Origin of the sequence: Acidovorax sp. CCYZU-2555 (genome assembly GCF_018413525.1) — a bacterium.
Lineage (GTDB): Bacteria > Pseudomonadota > Gammaproteobacteria > Burkholderiales > Burkholderiaceae_C > Comamonas.
The window spans coordinates 53036-69427 of the sequence record NZ_JAHCDD010000014.1; the positions used below are offsets into that span (position 1 = coordinate 53036).

The 16392-nt window shown below is 62.5% G+C and carries 16 protein-coding genes; all 16 read left to right on the forward strand.

The window, feature by feature from the left end; genetic code table 11:
• The first annotated feature begins 14 nt into the window (after window positions 1–14).
• The 16 genes from nuoG (at window position 15) to KHY18_RS27345 (ending at window position 16390) form a co-directional block, all read left to right on the forward strand.
• On the forward strand, window positions 15–2129 hold the full coding sequence (gene nuoG / locus KHY18_RS07220) for an NADH-quinone oxidoreductase subunit NuoG (RefSeq protein ID WP_213296771.1): 2115 nt from the start codon (window positions 15–17) through the stop codon (window positions 2127–2129).
• The gene (gene nuoH / locus KHY18_RS07225) at window positions 2126–3202 is read left to right on the forward strand and encodes an NADH-quinone oxidoreductase subunit NuoH (protein ID WP_213296798.1); all 1077 of its coding nucleotides are present in this window, start codon (window positions 2126–2128) and stop codon (window positions 3200–3202) included. Before nuoG ends, nuoH begins: the two co-directional genes overlap by 4 nt.
• Before the next feature lie 12 nt (window positions 3203–3214).
• Entirely contained in the window at window positions 3215–3724 is a 510-nt protein-coding gene (gene nuoI / locus KHY18_RS07230; RefSeq protein ID WP_213296811.1) for an NADH-quinone oxidoreductase subunit NuoI, read from the forward strand.
• A 33-nt stretch (window positions 3725–3757) separates the two neighbouring features.
• Window positions 3758–4432, forward strand: a complete 675-nt coding sequence (locus KHY18_RS07235) for an NADH-quinone oxidoreductase subunit J (protein WP_213296814.1) — start codon at window positions 3758–3760, stop codon at window positions 4430–4432.
• A complete protein-coding gene (nuoK, locus tag KHY18_RS07240) occupies window positions 4429–4737 on the forward strand; it encodes an NADH-quinone oxidoreductase subunit NuoK (RefSeq protein ID WP_213296817.1) in 309 nt (102 codons plus the stop codon). Before KHY18_RS07235 ends, nuoK begins: the two co-directional genes overlap by 4 nt.
• A 28-nt stretch (window positions 4738–4765) precedes the next feature.
• On the forward strand, window positions 4766–6814 hold the full coding sequence (gene nuoL / locus KHY18_RS07245) for an NADH-quinone oxidoreductase subunit L (RefSeq protein ID WP_213296820.1): 2049 nt from the start codon (window positions 4766–4768) through the stop codon (window positions 6812–6814).
• 12 nt (window positions 6815–6826) lie between these two features.
• Complete coding sequence (locus tag KHY18_RS07250) at window positions 6827–8302, forward strand: NADH-quinone oxidoreductase subunit M (RefSeq protein WP_213296823.1); 1476 nt, start codon at window positions 6827–6829, stop codon at window positions 8300–8302.
• A 24-nt stretch (window positions 8303–8326) separates the two neighbouring features.
• Window positions 8327–9820, forward strand: coding sequence for an NADH-quinone oxidoreductase subunit NuoN (gene nuoN / locus KHY18_RS07255; RefSeq protein WP_213296826.1), 1494 nt, complete (start codon window positions 8327–8329; stop codon window positions 9818–9820).
• 121 nt (window positions 9821–9941) lie between these two features.
• Window positions 9942–10247, forward strand: a complete 306-nt coding sequence (locus KHY18_RS07260; protein ID WP_213296841.1) for a DUF2818 family protein — start codon at window positions 9942–9944, stop codon at window positions 10245–10247.
• A 28-nt stretch (window positions 10248–10275) separates the two neighbouring features.
• On the forward strand, window positions 10276–10737 hold the full coding sequence (locus KHY18_RS07265) for a DUF1178 family protein (RefSeq protein WP_213296844.1): 462 nt from the start codon (window positions 10276–10278) through the stop codon (window positions 10735–10737).
• Window positions 10738–11067: 330 nt separating this feature from the next.
• Complete coding sequence (locus KHY18_RS07270) at window positions 11068–11838, forward strand: ABC transporter ATP-binding protein (protein ID WP_213296847.1); 771 nt, start codon at window positions 11068–11070, stop codon at window positions 11836–11838.
• A gap of 1 nt (window position 11839) precedes the next feature.
• Window positions 11840–12571, forward strand: a complete 732-nt coding sequence (locus KHY18_RS07275) for an ABC transporter ATP-binding protein (RefSeq protein WP_213296850.1) — start codon at window positions 11840–11842, stop codon at window positions 12569–12571.
• 82 nt (window positions 12572–12653) lie between these two features.
• A complete protein-coding gene (locus KHY18_RS07280; RefSeq protein WP_213296853.1) occupies window positions 12654–13850 on the forward strand; it encodes an ABC transporter substrate-binding protein in 1197 nt (398 codons plus the stop codon).
• Window positions 13851–13932: 82 nt separating this feature from the next.
• Window positions 13933–14817, forward strand: a complete 885-nt coding sequence (locus tag KHY18_RS07285) for a branched-chain amino acid ABC transporter permease (protein ID WP_213296856.1) — start codon at window positions 13933–13935, stop codon at window positions 14815–14817.
• Window positions 14818–14829: 12 nt separating this feature from the next.
• The gene (locus KHY18_RS07290; RefSeq protein ID WP_213296859.1) at window positions 14830–15813 is read left to right on the forward strand and encodes a branched-chain amino acid ABC transporter permease; all 984 of its coding nucleotides are present in this window, start codon (window positions 14830–14832) and stop codon (window positions 15811–15813) included.
• 124 nt (window positions 15814–15937) lie between these two features.
• Window positions 15938–16390, forward strand: a complete 453-nt coding sequence (locus KHY18_RS27345; RefSeq protein ID WP_213296862.1) for an Os1348 family NHLP clan protein — start codon at window positions 15938–15940, stop codon at window positions 16388–16390.
• Window positions 16391–16392 lie beyond the last annotated feature (2 nt).

Below are 16392 nucleotides of genomic sequence, written 5' to 3' on the forward strand. Positions count from 1 at the left end.
CGCGAGACAAGCATATGGTTGAAATTGAACTGGACGGTCAGAAGGTAGAGATTACCGAGGGCAGCATGGTCATGCATGCCGCCGAGAAGGCCGGTACCTACATTCCTCACTTCTGTTATCACAAGAAGCTTTCCATTGCGGCCAACTGCCGCATGTGCCTGGTCGACGTGGAAAAGGCGCCCAAGCCGATGCCCGCGTGCGCCACGCCGGTGACGCAGGGCATGATCGTGCGCACCAAGAGCGAAAAGGCCATCAAGGCCCAGCAGTCGGTGATGGAGTTTCTGCTCATCAACCACCCGCTGGACTGCCCGATCTGCGACCAAGGTGGCGAATGCCAGCTGCAGGATCTGGCCGTGGGCTACGGTGGCGGCGCTTCGCGCTATGAAGAAGAAAAGCGCGTGGTGTTCAACAAGAACGTCGGCCCGCTGATCTCCATGCAGGAAATGACGCGCTGCATTCACTGCACCCGTTGCGTGCGCTTTGGCCAGGAAGTGGCCGGCGTCATGGAACTGGGCATGATCCACCGCGGCGAGCACTCCGAAATCACCACGGTCGCTGGCGACACGATCGACTCCGAGCTCTCGGGCAACATGATCGACATCTGCCCCGTGGGCGCGTTGACCAGCAAGCCTTTCCGCTACAGCGCCCGCACCTGGGAACTGTCGCGCCGCAAGTCGGTGAGCCCGCATGATTCGACCGGTGCCAACCTGATCGTTCAGGTCAAGAACCACCGCGTGATGCGCGTTCTGCCGTTCGAGAACGACGCCGTCAACGAATGCTGGATCGCCGACCGCGACCGCTTCTCGTACGAATCGCTCAACAGCGACCAGCGCCTGACCCGCCCCATGATCAAGCAGGGCGGCGAGTGGAAGGAAGTCGACTGGCAGACCGCCCTCGAATACGTCGCCAACGGCCTGCAGCAGATCAAGCAGGACCACGGCGCGAACTCCATCGGTGCGCTGGTGAGCCCGCACAGCACGCTCGAAGAGCTGCACCTCGCGGGCCAACTGCTGCGCGGCCTGGGCAGCGACAACATCGACCACCGCCTGCGCCACGCCGAGTTCGCTCCCGCTGCGGGCGTGCAGTGGCTGGGCACGACGATGGCTTCGCTGTCGGTGCTGCAATCGGTGCTGATCGTCGGCTCCAACCTGCGCAAGGACCATCCGCTGTTTGCCCAGCGCATCCGCCAGGCGACCCGCAAGGGCTGCAAGGTGCACGCGATCAACGGCCAGGAATACGACTGGGCCATGCCCGTCGCGCAATCGGTGGTGAATGCCGCCGACTGGGAACAGGCGCTGGCCGATGTGGCCGCCGCCGTGGCCCAGGAAAAGGGCGTGGACGCTCCGGTGCAAGTCGCCGCCTCGAACGAACAGGCCCAGGCGATCGCCAAGGCGCTGCTGTCGGGCGAGCGCAAGGCCATTTTGCTCGGCAATGCCGCTGCCCACCATGCACATGCGTCTAGCCTGCTGGCCCTGGCGCAGTGGATCGGCGAACAGACCGGCGCAACCGTCGGCTACCTGACCGAAGCCGCGAACACCGTGGGTGCGCAGTGGGTCAAGGCCCAGCCGCAACGCGGTGGCCTGAACGCCGGCCAGATGCTGGCTGCAGGCGGCCTCAAGGCGGCTTTGCTGCTCAACACCGAACCCGCGTTCGACGCGGCCGGCGGTGCCAAGGGCCTGGCTGGTGCGCAGATGGTGGTCACGTTGAGCCCTTTCAAGGCCAACATGGACATCAGCGACGTGCTGCTGCCTATCGCGCCGTTCTCGGAAACTCCGGGCACGTTCGTGAACGCCGAAGGCCTGATCCAGAGCTTCCACGCCGTGGTGCGTCCGCTCGAAGACACACGTCCGGGCTGGAAAGTGCTGCGCGTGCTGGCCAATCTGCTGGACGTGCCTGGCATGGCCTACGAAACGGCCCAGGAAGTGTTGGCCGAAATTGCGCAAGGAGCATCGCAGGTGCCTGCCGAGAGTTTGAACAACGCCAGCCTCGCGCCTTTGGCCGTGCGCCGCGAAGCCATGGCCGAGCCGGTCGTGGCGAGCATCTATCAGCTCGACGGCCTGGTGCGCCGCGCGGCTTCCCTGCAATTGACGGCAGACGCCCGTCTGGTCCGTGACGGAGGTGCCGCATGATCGACGCCATCTACAACGGCGGCCTGGGCCTGGTGTCCGCCGCCTGGTGGACCGCCGCGGTCTGGCCAGTGCTCTGGATCCTGCTGAAGATCGTCTGCATCGTCGCCCCGCTGATGGGCGCCGTCGCCTACCTGACGCTCTGGGAGCGCAAGCTGCTGGGCTTCATGCAGGTGCGCCACGGTCCCAACCGTGTCGGTCCTTTCGGTCTGCTGCAACCCCTGGCCGACGGCATCAAGCTGCTGACCAAGGAAATCATCCAACCCACGGCCGCGAGCAAGGGCCTGTTCTTCCTGGGTCCGGTCATGGCCATCATGCCGGCACTTGCCGGCTGGGTCGCGATTCCTTTCGGTCCCGATGTCGCGCTGGCCAATGTCAACGCGGGCATTCTGCTGATCATGGCGATCACCTCGATCGAAGTCTACGGCGTGATCATCGCCGGCTGGGCCTCGAACTCGAAGTACGCTTTCCTCGGCGCGCTGCGCGCCTCGGCACAGATGGTCAGCTATGAAATCGCCATGGGCTTCTGCTTCCTGGTGGTGATCATGGTCTCGGGCAGCATGAACCTCACGGCCATCGTCGTGAGCCAGGGCACGGGCATGGCGGCCAACATGGGCGCCGGCATCCTGTCGTGGAACTGGCTGCCGCTGCTGCCTATCTTCATCGTCTACCTGATCTCGGGCGTCGCTGAAACCAACCGCCATCCCTTCGACGTCGTCGAAGGTGAAGCCGAAATCGTTGCCGGCCACATGGTCGAGTACTCGGGCATGGGCTTCGCGGTCTTCTTCCTGGCCGAGTACGCCAGCATGTGGCTGGTGTCCATCCTGGCCGTGCTGATGTTCCTGGGCGGCTGGCTGCCACCGTTTGACTTCCTGTCGTTCATCCCCGGATGGATCTGGCTGGGTATCAAGACCTTCGTCGTCGTGTCGATGTTCATCTGGATCCGCGCCACCTTCCCGCGCTTCCGTTACGACCAGATCATGCGTCTGGGCTGGAAGATTTTTATTCCCGTCACCCTGGTGTGGCTGGTCATCGTGGGTGCATGGTTGCACTCGCCTTGGAATATCTGGAAATAAGCGGGGACACAAATGGCTGCTGTTGCTGCTACATCATTTTCGATCAAGGATTTCTTCAAGAGCTTCATGCTCTGGGAGCTGGTCAAGGGCATGTCTCTGACAGGTCGCTACGCTTTTCGCCGCAAGGTGACGGTGCAGTTCCCCGAAGAGAAGACGCCACTGTCGCCGCGTTTTCGCGGCCTGCATGCACTGCGCCGTTACGACAACGGCGAAGAGCGCTGCATCGCGTGCAAGCTGTGCGAGGCCGTGTGCCCCGCGATGGCGATCACCATCGAGTCGGAAGTGCGGGATGACGGTTCGCGCCGTACCAACCGCTACGACATCGATCTGACCAAGTGCATCTTCTGCGGTTTCTGCGAAGAGAGCTGCCCGGTCGACTCGATCGTCGAGACGCACATCTTTGAATACCACGGCGAAAAACGCGGTGACCTGTACTTCACCAAGGACATGTTGCTGGCCGTTGGCGACCGCTACGAAGCCGACATCGCAGCTGCCCGCGCAGCCGATGCCAAGTACCGCTGAAGCGGCGCCTGATCACCCAAGAAGACTCGATTCATGGACGCCAAAACTGCTTTTTTCTATTTGTTCGCGGTGGTGCTGCTCGTTGCCTCGTTCCGCGTGGTGACGGCGCGCAACCCCGTGCACGCCGTGCTCAACCTGATCCTGGCTTTCTCCCAGGCCGCGGCCATCTGGCTGCTGCTCAAGGCCGAGTTCCTCGCGATCGCGCTGGTGCTGGTCTATCTGGGCGCGGTGATGGTGCTGTTCCTGTTCGTGGTGATGATGCTGGACATCCGCATCGACGCGCTGCGCCAGGGCTTCTGGAAGCATTTCCCGCTGGCCGCCTTCATCGGCGTGCTGATCGTGTTCGAAATGGGCATGGTGCTCATGGGCGGCTTCAGCAGCATCGATGAAGCCAAGGCCGTTCCGGCCATGGTGCTCAATGCCGCAGGCCAGCTCGAACCGTATTCCAACACCAAGGAACTGGGTCGCCTGCTGTACACCGAATACCTGTATCCGGTGGAAATTGCGGCCACGATCCTGCTGGTGGCGATGATTGCCGCGATTGCACTGACCCTGCGCAAGCGCAAGGACAGCAAGGCGATCAACCCCTCCGAACAGGTTCGCGTGCGCTCCAAGGACCGCGTGCGGATGGTGAAGGTGGCGGCCACGCGTGCGCCGCAAGTACAAGAGCCAGCAGGCGACGCCGCTGCGCAGGAGACAAAGGCATGACGCTCACACTCGGGCATTTCCTGACACTGGGGGCGATGATGTTCGCCATCGCTGTCATCGGCATTTTTCTGAACCGCAGAAACCTGATCGTTCTGCTCATGGCCATCGAGCTGATGCTGCTGGCCGTGAACATGAATTTCGTGGCCTTCTCCCACTATCTGGGTGACATGCACGGCCAGGTGTTCGTGTTCTTCATCCTGACCGTGGCCGCTGCGGAATCGGCGATTGGCCTGGCCATCTTGGTGTTGCTGTTCCGTAACAAGTCCAGCATCAACGCGGAAGATCTCAACACCCTCAAGGGTTGAGCGGCCGCAACTTGCAAGGTTCTCCAGAATGAGTCAAACCCTCTCCGCATCCACCCTGCTGGCCGTGCCCCTGGCACCGCTGGTGGGCTCTGCGCTCGCCGGCCTGTTCGGCACGGCCTTCGGCGGCAACCGCATCGGCCGCGCAGCCAGCCACACGCTGACCATCCTCGGCGTGTTCATCGCCTTTGTGCTGTCCGCCCTCACGCTCAAGAGCGTGATGATGGACGGCGCCAGCTTCAACGAAACGCTCTACACCTGGATGCAGGTCGGCAGCCTGAAGATGGAAGTCGGCTTCATGGTCGACAGCATCACCGCGATGATGATGGTCGTCGTGACCTTCGTCTCGCTGATGGTGCACATCTACACCATGGGCTACATGAAGGAAGACGACGGCTACAACCGTTTCTTCGCCTACATCTCGTTGTTCACCTTCTCCATGCTGATGTTGGTGATGAGCAACAACCTGCTGCAGCTGTTCTTCGGCTGGGAAGCCGTGGGCCTGGTGTCGTACCTGCTGATCGGCTTCTGGTACAACAAGCCGACCGCGATCTTCGCCAACATGAAGGCCTTCCTGGTCAACCGTGTCGGTGACTTCGGCTTCATCCTGGGCATTGGCCTGATCGGCGCCTACGCCGGCACGCTCAACTACACCGAGATCTTCGCCAAGTCGCAGGAGCTAGGTGCCCTGAGCTTCCCCGGCACGGACTGGATGCTGATCACCGTGATCTGCATCTGCCTGTTCATCGGTGCGATGGGCAAGTCGGCGCAGTTCCCGCTGCACGTCTGGCTGCCTGACTCGATGGAAGGCCCCACGCCCATCTCCGCGCTGATCCACGCCGCGACCATGGTCACGGCCGGCATCTTCATGGTGTCGCGCATGTCGCCGCTGTTCGAGCTGTCGGACACCGCGCTGAACTTCATCCTGATCATCGGTGCCATCACCGCGCTGTTCATGGGTTTCCTGGGCATCATCCAGACCGACATCAAGCGCGTGGTCGCCTACTCGACGCTGTCGCAGCTGGGCTACATGACCGTCGCGCTGGGCGCTTCGGCCTACTCGGTCGCGGTGTTCCACCTGATGACCCACGCGTTCTTCAAGGCACTGCTGTTCCTCGGCGCCGGTTCGGTCATCATGGGCCTGCACCACAACCAGGACATGCGCTGGATGGGTGGCGTGCGCAAGTACATGCCCATCACCTGGATCACTTCGCTGCTGGGCTCGCTGGCCCTGATCGGCACGCCGCTGTTCTCGGGCTTCTACTCGAAGGACATGATCATCGAGGCCGTGCACTTCAGCCAACTGCCTGCTGCCGGCTTCGCGCACTTCGCCGTGCTCGCCGGTGTGTTCGTGACCGCGTTCTACTCGTTCCGCATGTACTTCCTGGTCTTCCACGGCAAGGAACGCTACGACCAGAACCCGGACGCGCACCACGACGACCACCATGACGCACATGCGCATGACGACCACCACGGCCATGGCCATGGCCACGATGCCAAGCCGCATGAGTCGCCCTGGGTCGTGACCGTGCCGCTGGTGCTGCTGGCGATTCCTTCGGTGTTCGTGGGTTTCTTCACCATCGACCACATGCTGTTCGGCTCGTTCTTCGACGGTGTGATCACCGTCGACGGCACCAAGCATGGCGCGATGGCCGGCATCGAAGGCATCTTCCACGGTGCGTTCGCCATGGCCATCCACGGTCTGCAAACTGCACCGTTCTGGCTGGCCCTGGCCGGCGTGGCACTGTCGTACTACATGTACATGGTCAACCCGGCGCTGCCGACGGCGATCAAGCGCAAGTGCATGCCCATCTTCAACCTGCTCGAGAACAAGTACTACCTGGACTGGTTCAACGAGAACGTGCTGGCCCGCGGCACCCGTTGCCTGGGCAACCTGCTGTGGAAGGTCGGCGACCAGGCCATCATCGATGGCGCCGTGGTCAACGGTTCCTGGAAGGTCGTTGCGCGCATCGCTGCCTGGGCCCGTGCCCTGCAGACCGGCTATATCTACCACTACGCGTTGGTCATGATCCTGGGCATCTTCCTGCTCATGACCTACTTCGTGTGGCTCAACAAGTAAGGAAGAACAAAAATGGGTTTGTTGAGTCTTGCCATCTGGACCCCGATCGCATTCGGTGTCCTGCTGCTGGCCCTGGGCCGCGACGAGCACGCACGTGCCGTGCGCTGGCTCGCGCTGGTCGGTGCCCTGGTCGGCCTGGCGGTGACGCTGCCGCTGTATCAAGGGTTCGACAACGGCACGGCCGCCGCGCAGTTCGTCGAAAAAGTGCTCTGGATCGAGCGCTTCAACGTCAATTACCACCTGGGCCTTGACGGTCTGTCGTTCTGGTTCGTGCCGCTGACGGCCTTCATCACGGTGATCGTGGTGATCGCTTCCTGGGAGTCGATCACCGAGCGCGTGAACCAATACATGGCTGCGTTCCTGATCCTGTCGGGTCTGATGATCGGTGTGTTCAGCGCGCTCGACGGCATGCTGTTCTACGTGTTCTTCGAAGCCACGCTGATTCCGATGTATCTGATCATCGGTATCTGGGGCGGCCCGAACAAGATCTACGCCGCGTTCAAGTTCTTCCTGTACACGCTGCTCGGCTCGCTGCTGATGCTGATCGCGCTGATCTATCTGTACGTGCAGTCGGGCGGCAGCTTCGATCTGAAGACCTGGTACGCGATGCCGCTGTCGGCCTCGGCCCAGACCTTCCTGTTCTTCGCCTTCTTCGCGGCCTTCGCCGTGAAGGTGCCGATGTGGCCGGTGCACACCTGGCTGCCCGACGTTCACGTCGAAGCGCCTACCGGTGGTTCGGCCGTGCTGGCGGCGATCATGCTCAAGCTTGGTGCCTACGGTTTCCTGCGCTTCTCCATGCCCATCGCTCCGGACGCCGCGCGCGAATGGGCCTGGCTGATGATCGCGCTGTCGCTGGTCGCCGTGATCTATGTGGCCATGGTCGCTCTGGTGCAAAAGGACATGAAGAAGCTCGTGGCTTATTCGTCCGTCGCGCACATGGGCTTCGTGACCCTGGGCTTCTTCATCTTCAACGACCTGGGCGTGTCCGGTGGTCTGGTGCAGATGATTGCCCACGGCTTTGTGTCGGGCGCGATGTTCCTGTCGATCGGCGTGCTGTACGACCGCGTGCATTCGCGTGAAATCGCTGCCTACGGCGGCGTGGTCAACACCATGCCCAAGTTCGCCGCGTTCGCGCTGTTCTTCGCGATGGCCAATTGCGGCCTGCCCGCGACGGCCGGTTTCGTCGGCGAGTGGATGGTGATCCTGGGTGCCGTGAAGTTCAACTTCTGGATCGGCCTGGGCGCTGCCACGGCGCTGATCTTCGGTGCGAGCTACACGCTGTGGATGTACAAGCGGGTCTATCTGGGCCCTATCGCCAACGACAACGTGCGTGGCCTGACCGACCTCAACGCCCGCGAATTCCTCGTGATGGCGGTGCTCGCGGTGGCCGTGCTCTACATGGGCGTGTACCCCAAGCCCTTCACGGATGTGATGGACGTTTCCGTGGCCCAGCTGTTGCAGCAGGTCGCCTTGTCCAAGCTTCCCTGACCAGACTGAACTGAGAGACTCGAGATGATTGACAACATCAGCTGGCTTGCGATCTACCCGGAGATCATTCTCCTGGTCATGGCATGCGTGATCGCCCTGGTCGACCTGGGCGTGAACAGCCCGCGTCGCACCGCTACCTATGTGCTGACGCTGCTGACCCTGGCGGTGGTGGCCGTGCTGCAAGGCTTCTATGCCTCTAGCGGCCAAACCTTCTACGGCTGGGGCAACATGGTGGTCAGCGATGCCATGGGCAACTGGCTCAAGTGCTTCGCCACCGTTGCACTGATGGTGACGCTGGTCTACGGCCGGCCGTACGCCGCCGATCGCGACATGCTGCGCGGCGGCGAGCTGTTCACGCTGTCGATGCTCGCGCTGCTGGGCATGTTCATCATGATCTCGGGCAACAACTTCCTGGTGCTGTATCTCGGCCTGGAACTGCTGACGCTGTCGAGCTATGCGCTGGTCGCGCTGCGCCGCGACAACGAAGCCGCCGTCGAAGCCGCGATGAAGTATTTCGTGCTCGGCGCGATGGCCAGCGGTTTCCTGCTGTACGGCATGTCCATGCTCTACGGCGCCACGGGCTCGCTCGATATCGGCCAGGTCTTCAAGGCCATCAATTCGGGCGAAATCCGCCATCAAGTGCTGGTCTTCGGCCTGGTGTTCGTCGTCGCCGGTCTGGCGTTCAAGCTGGGTGTCGTGCCTTTCCACATGTGGATTCCCGACGTCTATCAAGGCGCTCCCACGGCGGTCACGCTGCTGATCGGCGGCGCGCCCAAGCTTGCGGCTTTCGCGATCACCATCCGTCTGCTGGTCGATGGCCTGCTGCCGCTGGCAATAGATTGGCAGCAGATGCTCGCGGTGTTGGCCATAGGCTCGCTGCTGGTGGGTAACCTCGCGGCCATTGGCCAGAGCAACCTCAAGCGCATGCTGGCTTATTCGACGATCTCGCAGATGGGCTTCGTGCTGCTGGGTCTGCTGTCGGGCGTGGTCAACGGCCATGTCGATCCCGCCACCGTCGAAAACGCCTACAGCTCGGCGATGTTCTATGTCATCACCTATGTGCTGACCACGCTGGCCACCTTCGGTGTGGTGCTGCTGCTGGCGCGTGAAGGCTTCGAAAGCGAAGAGATCTCCGATCTCGCCGGCCTCAACCAGCGCAGCCCGCTGTATGCCGGCGTGATGGCGATCTGCATGTTCTCGATGGCCGGTATTCCTCCGCTGGTCGGCTTCTACGCCAAGCTGTCGGTGCTGCAATCGCTGATCGCTTCGGGCGAGACCGCCTACATCGCCCTGGCCGTGTTCGCCGTGGTGATGTCGCTGATCGGTGCGTTCTACTACCTGCGCGTCGTCAAGGTCATGTACTTCGACGAACCCATCACCGCGACCAGCGTGTCGGCACCGCTCGACGTGCGCGTCGTGCTGTCGATCAACGGCGCGCTGGTGCTGGGCCTGGGCCTGCTGCCCGGCGGCCTGATGTCGCTGTGCGCTGACGCCATCGTGCGCGCCCTGGCGTCATAAAAAGGCACCCCCTGAGACGCATCGCCGGGCGGCCGGCGCCGTCTGCTCCCTTTCTCGCTGCCCCTTTGTTGGGGCATGCCTGTTTCAGCGGCCTGGCCCTGATTTGTTGTGAAGGTTTTCCGTGACACAGACGGCATCGATCTGGTTGGTGATATTGGCGGCCCTGGTGGCCGCCAATTTGCCATTTATCAATCACCGTTGGTTCATCGTCGGCCCGGTCGCGGCCGGGCGCAAGCCGCTGCCCATGCGCTTGTTCGAGATGCTGCTGCTGTATTTCCTCGTCGGCGGCCTGGCGCTGCTGCTCGAGCGCCGTGTCGGCCAGATCGCGCCCCAGGGCTGGGAGTTTTATGCGATCACCGCTACACTGTTTCTGACGCTGGGCTTTCCCGGCTTCATCTACCGTTATTTGGTCAAGCGACGTCAATAGGACGGCTGGGCCTGCCCGGTAATTCGCCATGAAGGTCCTTGATCTCGGTTGCCAGCACGGCCATGTCTTCGAAGGCTGGTTTGCGTCGGAAGACGATTTCCAGTCGCAGAAGGCGCGCGCCCTCGTGCTGTGTCCGATGTGCGGCGACTCCCAGATTGACAAGCGCCTGAGCGCACCGCGCCTGAACCTGGGCGCCTCCGCGCCGGCTGCACGCCCCGCGGCCGAATCTTCCTCCTCTACTCCCGCCGCTGCACCGTCACGCCAGGCCCTGCAGGCCGCCTGGCTGCGCATGTCGCGCGAACTCATTGCCAAGACCGAAGATGTAGGCGCGCGCTTTGCCGATGAAGCGCGCCGCATGCATCATGGCGAAATCGAGGAGCGCGCCATTCGCGGACAGGCCAGCGTGGAAGATGCGGTGGCGCTGATTGAAGAGGGCATAGGCGTGCTGCCGCTGGCGTTGAGCGACGGCGCCAAGGAAACGCTGCAGTAGCCTGCGGCAATGCGGCTAAATTGTCGCCTCAGCGTCTGTTTCCGGCCTTTCCACCTGCGGAAATGTTGTTTTGCATCAATCTCGGCAACATTTTTAGGGCCGCACCGCTCGTCTGATGTTGGCGGGCACTTCGCTTGCAAGCCAGTGTTTCCCATATCAATGCAAATTGCTTTTGCGCGCTGCGCAGGCGCTTAAGCGTTTGTACGGGCGTAGTTGCCCCAGTGTTCGCCGAGAGGCTGCGGCATACGATGCGATGCATATCCCCCCGGGACTGCCAGATGGCATACCCGGGACGGTTTTCCAGCATCCACCGGAGCGGCCAGAGCGCACATGAGCGACGTCATTCTTGAGACCAGCCACCTGACCAAAGAGTTCAAGGGGTTCACCGCGGTCAGCGATGTAAACCTGTCGGTCCGCCGCGGCGCCATCCATGCGCTGATCGGACCGAACGGCGCGGGAAAAACCACTTGCTTCAACCTGCTGACGAAGTTCCTCGAACCGACGTCGGGCAGCATACGCTTCAACGGCCAGGACATCACGCGTGCCCAGCCGTCGCAGATCGCGCGCCTGGGCGTGATTCGCTCCTTCCAGATTTCGGCGGTGTTCTCGCACCTCACGCTGCTCGAGAACGTGCGCGTGGGCCTGCAGCGGCAACTGGGAACGGCCTTCCATTTCTGGCGCAGCGAGAAGTCGCTGGACCAGCTCAACGACCGCGCAATGGCGCTGCTGGCCGAAGTCAACCTCGAACACTTGGCCGATGAACTCACGGTGAACCTGCCTTATGGCCGCAAGCGCGCGCTCGAAATCGCGACCACGCTGGCGATGGAGCCCGAGCTGATGCTGCTCGACGAACCCACCCAGGGCATGGGCCATGAAGACGTGGACCGTGTGACCCAGCTGATCAAGAAAGTCTCGGTAGGCCGCACGATTCTGATGGTCGAGCACAACATGAAAGTGGTGTCCAGCATCGCCGATTGCATCACGGTGCTGCAGCGCGGCGCGGTGCTGGCCGAAGGCCCGTATGCGGAAGTCTCGAGCAATCCCAAAGTGATGGAAGCCTATATGGGAACCACCGACGGCCAACTGCAGGGAGCCCACTGACATGGCCGAAAACAAGACCAACGCGGGCCAGCCCGCGCTCGAAATCAAGGGCTTGCAGGCCTGGTACGGCGAATCGCATGTGCTGCACGGAGTAGACATGACGGTGCAGCCCGGCGAAGTGGTGACGCTGCTGGGGCGCAACGGCGCGGGCCGCACGTCGACGCTGCGCGCGGTCATGGGGCTCACGGGCGCGCGCAAGGGCTCGGTCAAGGTCAATGGCGTCGAAACCATACAGATGCCCACGCACCGCATCGCCCACCTGGGCCTGGGCTACTGCCCCGAAGAGCGCGGCATTTTCGCGAGCCTGACCTGCGAGGAAAACCTGCTGCTGCCGCCCGAGCTCAAGACCGGCGAAAAGGGCATGTCGGTAGAGGAAATCTACGCGATGTTCCCGAATCTTGCCGAGCGCCGCCACAGCCAGGGCACGCGCCTGTCGGGCGGCGAGCAGCAGATGCTGGCCGTGGCGCGCATCCTGCGCACCGGCGCGCGGCTGCTGCTGCTCGACGAGATTTCCGAAGGCCTGGCGCCGGTCATCGTGCAGGCGCTGGCCCGCATGATCACCGCGCTGCGCCAGAAGGGCTACACGGTGGTCATGGTCGAGCAGAACTTCCACTTCGCCGCGCCGCTGGCCGATCGTTTCTACGTCATGGAGCACGGCCGCATCGTCGAGCGCTTCGGCGCCGCCGAGCTCCAGGCCAAGATGCCGGTCCTCAATGAATTGCTGGGTGTGTAGCCCGGTGTTTTGTGGGTGTCCGCGCCGCGCGCGGCCCCGTTGATTCTCTGTCCTCGCCTTTATCCATCCAGGAGATATTCCCATGAAGACTTCGTTGACCACACTGGCTTGCGTACTGGCTGCTGCAGGTCTGGTGACCCCGTTGGCCCAGGCCCAGGAAAAAGTGAAGATCGGCTTCGTGACCGACATGTCGGGCCTGTATGCCGACGTCGAGGGCAAGAACGGCGCGCTGGCCATGCAGATGGCCATCGATGACTTCGGCGGCAAGGTGCTGGGCCAGCCCATCGAGCTGGTCTCCGCCGACCACCAGAACAAGGCCGACATCGCGGCCAGCAAGGCGCGCGAATGGATTGACACGCAGGGCGTGACGCTGGTGTTCAGCGGCACGAACTCGGGCACGGCGCTGGCGGTGTCGCAAGTGGCGAACGAAAAGAAGCGCGTGCACTTCAACAACGGCGCGGGCTCCTCCGCACTGACCAACGAGCAGTGCAACCCCTACACCGTGCACTATGCCTATGACACCGTGGCGCTGGCCAAGGGCACGGGCGGCGCGGTCGTCGATCGCGGCGGCAAGGATTGGTTCTTCCTGACGGCCGACTACGCTTTCGGTCAGGCGCTCGAAACCGACACCACGGCCGTGATCAAGGCCAAGGGCGGCAAGGTGCTCGGCGGTGTCAAGCATCCGCTCAACGCCTCGGACTTCTCGTCGTTCCTGCTGCAGGCGCAGGCTTCCAAGGCGCAGATCCTGGGCCTGGCGAATGCCGGCGGCGACACCATCAACGCCATCAAGGCGGCCAAGGAATTCGGCATCAACAAGACGATGAAGACCGCGGGCCTGCTGGTGTTCCTGACCGACATCCACAGCCTGGGCCTGAAGAACACCGAAGGCCTGCTGCACACGACCAGCTGGTACTGGGACATGAACGACGCGTCGCGCGCCTTCGCCAACAAGTTCTTCGCCAAGACCAAGCGCATGCCTACCGACGTGCAGGCCGCCGACTACTCGGCCGTGACGCAGTACCTCAAGGCCGTGCAGGCGGTCAAGACCACCGACGCCGACAAGGTCATGGCCTATCTCAAGAGCACGCCGCTGTCGGACTTCTATGCCAAGGGCAGCATCCGTCCCGACGGCACTTATGCGCACGACATGTACCTGGTCGAAGTCAAGTCGCCCGCCGAGTCGAAGAAGCCCTGGGACTACCTGAAGGTGCTGTCGACACTGCCCGGCAACCAGGTGTTCACCACCAAGGCCGAAACCAAGTGCGCGCTCTGGAAATAAGCGTGCCCGGCACGGCCCTTCCCGGGGCCGTGTGAGCTGCTTCTAGCTGCGCTTTCTTCTCTCACCCTTTCGCGTATACCCCATGGAAATTCTAGGTGTTTCTTTGCCGGGCCTGATGAGCCAGCTCCTTCTGGGGCTGGTCAACGGCTCGTTCTATGCGATCTTGAGTCTGGGCCTGGCCGTGATCTTCGGCCTGCTCAACGTGATCAATTTTGCACATGGGGCCTTGTTCATGCTGGGGGCCGTGAGCACCTGGATGGCGATGAACTACTTCGGCATCAACTACTGGGTGATGCTGCTGGTGTCGCCGCTGCTGGTGGGCTTGCTGGGGGTGTTGATAGAGCGGTTTCTGCTGCGCTGGATCTACCGCCTCGATCATCTGTACGGGCTGCTGCTGACGCTGGGCCTGTCGCTGCTGATCGAAGGCGTGTTCCGCTCGGTCTATGGCGTGTCGGGTCTGGGCTATGACACGCCCGAGCTGCTCGAAGGCGCGACCGATCTGGGCTTCATGATGCTGCCCAATTACCGCGCCTGGGTGGTGCTGGCATCGGTCACCGTATGCCTTGCCACCTGGTTCGTGATCGAGAAGACGCGCCTGGGCGCCTACCTGCGCGCCGGTACCGAGAACCCGCGCCTGGTCGAAGCCTTCGGCGTCAATGTGCCGGTGATGATCACGCTGACCTACGCGTTCGGCGCGGGCCTGGCGGCTTTCGCCGGCGTGCTCGCGGCGCCGGTCTACCAGGTCACGCCGCTGATGGGCCAGAACCTGATCATCGTGGTGTTTGCCGTGGTGGTCATTGGCGGCATGGGCTCGATCATGGGCGCCATTCTGACCGGCCTGGGCCTGGGCGTGATCGAGGGCCTGACCAAGGTCTTCTACCCTCAGGCTTCCTCTACCGTGGTGTTCGTCATCATGGTCATCGTTCTTCTGATTCGCCCCGCCGGCCTGTTCGGCAAAGAAAAATAAGGGGCCGCCAACATGAACACCAAGCTTCTTGCCAAGATAGGCTACGGCCTGCTGCTGCTGGCCCTGATCGTCGCGCCGTTCGCCGGTGCCTACCCGGTATTCGTGATGAAGCTGATGTGCTTCGCACTGTTTGCCGCGGCCTTCAATTTGCTGCTGGGCTATACCGGCCTGCTGTCATTCGGCCATGCGGCCTTTCTCGGCACGGCCGCCTATATCACCGGCTACAGCATGAAGATCTGGGGCCTGTCGCCCGAGCTGGGCATGCTCGCCGGCACGCTGGGCGGCGCCTTGCTGGGCCTGCTGTTCGGCTGGCTCGCGATCCGCCGCCAGGGCATCTATTTCTCGATGATCACGTTGGCGCTTGCGCAGATGGTGTTCTTCGTGTGCCTGCAGGTGCCCTACACCGGCGGCGAAGACGGCCTGCAGGGCGTGCCGCGCGGCAAGCTGTTCGGCCTGATCGATCTGGCCAACGACCTGACCATGTACTACGTGGTGCTGGTGATCGTGGTGGCCGCGTTCCTGCTGATCGTGCGCACCGTGCATTCGCCGTTCGGCCAGGTGCTCAAGGCGATCAAGGAAAACGAGCCGCGCGCGATTTCGCTGGGTTACGACACCACGCGCTTCAAGCTGCTGGCCTTCGTTCTGTCGGCCGCGCTGACCGGCCTGGCCGGCTCGCTCAAGACCGTGGTGCTGGGCTTTGCCACGCTGTCGGATGCGCACTGGACCACGTCGGGCCATGTGGTGCTGATGACGCTGATGGGCGGGCTGGGCACGCTGTCGGGTCCGCTCGTGGGCTCGGCGGTGGTGGTGCTGATCGAGAACAAGATCGGCGAATTCGGCACCTTCCTGGGCCGCATCACGGGCTTCGAATGGTTCAACACGCTGGGTGAGTCGGTGACCATCGTGACCGGCTTGATCTTCGTGGTCTGCGTGCTGGCATTCCGCCGCGGGATCATGGGCGAGATCAATGCCTGGCTGGCGCGCAAGAAGGCCTAGACGCCCGCGACTTGCATTCGGCATGCTGCCCCGATCGCCCGGTCTTGCCCGGCGATCGGGGCATTTTTTTGGGCGACCCATTTGATGACGTTCCGGGCCATGTTGCCGATTCAGCACAGGCATCGTGGCGCTTGCGGGATCGATCTCCATCGCATGCCGGTTTGCAGCGGCGCCGCATGCAGGGCGCGAGGCCGCATGGCTGCGCTGCGGGCGTAAGACATGCGGCTTGTTCGCGCCAGCGGCCGGCGCTGCAATCCTGGCCAGGGATCTCCGCGCCTTGCCCATTCGTGTTTGCATCCATGACCGGATTTTTCCCAGACATACGATGAACTCTGTTTTTCAACGGGGGAAAAATATGTCCGAAAACGCAGTCAAGGAAATCATACGCAAGGCCATCGCGGATGCTGAATTCAGAACCGAACTGGCGCGTGATTTCGCGGAGATCATCGATCAGTACAACCTCACCGATGAAGAGAAGGCCGCGCTCAAGTCCATTGATTGGAGCAAGCCGCTTTCGAACTGCGGCGATCACCATTCCAAGTGGGTGCATATCTACCAGCAGTCGCCCGAGGAGTGACA